Raw genomic sequence first — 2,044 nt, 5'->3', positions numbered from 1 at the left:
ATGATGAATGGGGCATTTGGATTAAAAGACAGAGAGCAGGCATGGGGTTGGGTATTGTTTGATCATGCTAGTGATCCTCGCTGTTGGGCCGTAAATGGGAAGAGTTATAGAGCAGGGTTTGCTTCAGTGAGCGCATGGTCTTCGGCAGGTTTTGATGTTGCATGTAATTGCACTATGCCAACAGCCATTTCACCTGCTTCATCACTTTTATCCGCTTCTTCTACAGTCTCTCCCTATACAACCCAGGTGGCCTACACTTCATCCAAATTTATTTCTGATGCAGATAATACAAGCGATCTGGTTCCGGTTATCAGTATTGTTGGCAAAGCTGAACCAAGAGAGTTGGAAGTGTCAGAAAAAACACCCACATGGGTGAAAGCATCCTCAGGTGCTGGCCTGTTTCTTGGGGGGCTTATAACTCAAACCTGGTTCTATTTTTCAAAACGGATCAAGCCGACCTGGATAAGGTATACCAGTCAGGCATTAGCTACAACATTGGGATTGGGTCTTCCCGCATTCCAGTTGTTACCAAAATGTATCAGTAGATTGAGAGGAAGGAGTGGATCCTTCACTCCATCGCCAGAACCAAAGATGTCAGAACTGGAAAAGCAACTGTAGCATGTTGCAAAAAAGCCTCCACAAGTCGGCGGTCTGTCAACAGTTGTCGGCTTGCTTATGGCAGTACTCTCGGAAAACTCCGAATCTCAGCCCGGTTGAATGATTTCTGATTTAAAGAAGGCTTGCCTTTATTTATGAAATATCCGGTCTAGGATTTAGGGCGACCTTAGACAGGATTATCAGGGCAAGGATGTCTATGTTCTGACTTTCAAATAGCAGACAGAGTGCAGTTATGAATAGTTCCAGATCCGGGTTCGCGGTTGCTCTATTGTCATCAATTTTTGCCTTACCTTGTCACGTTTACGCCACGGACGGGCCAACGGGTAGTTTCACGTATACAGATGTCTATAGTTGTTCTGAATTAACCAGTGATGATGATAAGGGCGTTTGCAGTCAACATTTACCAGCTTTTAAGGCACTTATCAGGGAAAAGAACAATCAGATATCTGCAACAAAACCTTTCACAAGTGTTTCCACAAATGCTTCTACAAGTGCTTCCACAACTGCTTCACCCAGTGCATCTCCAATTACTGAAACGGTCAGGATAAGAAAAATATCGGCTACAACAAGGCTGGATCATGAGGCTTTTCGGACCACCTATCCAACTTTATTTATCTTTGATGCTGAGAGATCATCCGGAAAGGGACAGCCAGCTGTTTATGAATTACCATTGACAGTAGCCGTGACTGGTCCTACCAGAGACGTAAAGAGTTTTCAGTTACCCGATAACTCAGCTTTTGTGGGGAACAGCATTAATGTTCTCGCCGAGTTTGTAATTGAAGGAGGCATACAGGATCATTATGTGATGTCGGCACCCCATAATGATTCTGTCTACTATCTGGCGAATATCGAAATTAATTCCAGAAACCCTTCAGACAGGGGCAGTTCATCAGCAACCGTTGCCTCAGAACTTCCCACCACTCAGATGCATAAACCTTCAGGTATTCTGGAGCTGGAGGGGGCAGGTATTTTTCTTGCAGACAATATCAAGGTGGTAATGGATCCGGCGGGTCATCATAAGGGCGTCCAACCGGTAGTGCTGGGATGTACCCATTTTAGGGATGGGAGAGGAGCAGAAGAGCAGTTCGTCTATCGATTTAAGGACTCTGAATTTTATCTCCTGCCAGGCACACAAGAAGAAATGGGTCCTCTGAACGCTGCATTGAACGTTCGCTGTTATCAAGCTGAGGGGCAAGTGCAGTTGACCATGAGAAACACTAAAACCATTATATTCGTACCCACTGAAACGGTCACTCCAACACCCGGTTTACCAACTGGCAGTGGGGTGTTGTTCTCTATATTCTTATGGCCCAGAGAAAACGTCATGCGCTTCGACAATTCTACCTGTAACACCGTCGTCGATCAGTTTGACAATGATCTAACCATTGGCTCAGCTTATCCATCGGATCCTGATTACTACATGGGT

General features: G+C 45.2%; 2 protein-coding genes. Both read left to right on the top strand.

Annotated elements, in window-relative coordinates; translation table 11 throughout:
• Positions 1–618: hypothetical protein (locus tag KDK17_RS06630; protein WP_257287655.1), on the top strand; the 618-nt coding region annotated here is incomplete at its 5' end.
• A 232-nt stretch (positions 619–850) separates the two neighbouring features.
• Positions 851–2,044 (top strand): hypothetical protein (locus tag KDK17_RS06625; RefSeq protein WP_257274703.1); only part of this gene is annotated, 1,194 nt, incomplete at its 3' end.

This window comes from Endozoicomonas sp. SESOKO2 (genome assembly GCF_024606245.1).
Lineage (GTDB): Bacteria > Pseudomonadota > Gammaproteobacteria > Pseudomonadales > Endozoicomonadaceae > Endozoicomonas_A.
The sequence above is the reverse complement of the archived record's forward strand: the minus strand, read 5'-3'. Positions and strand labels throughout refer to the sequence as shown.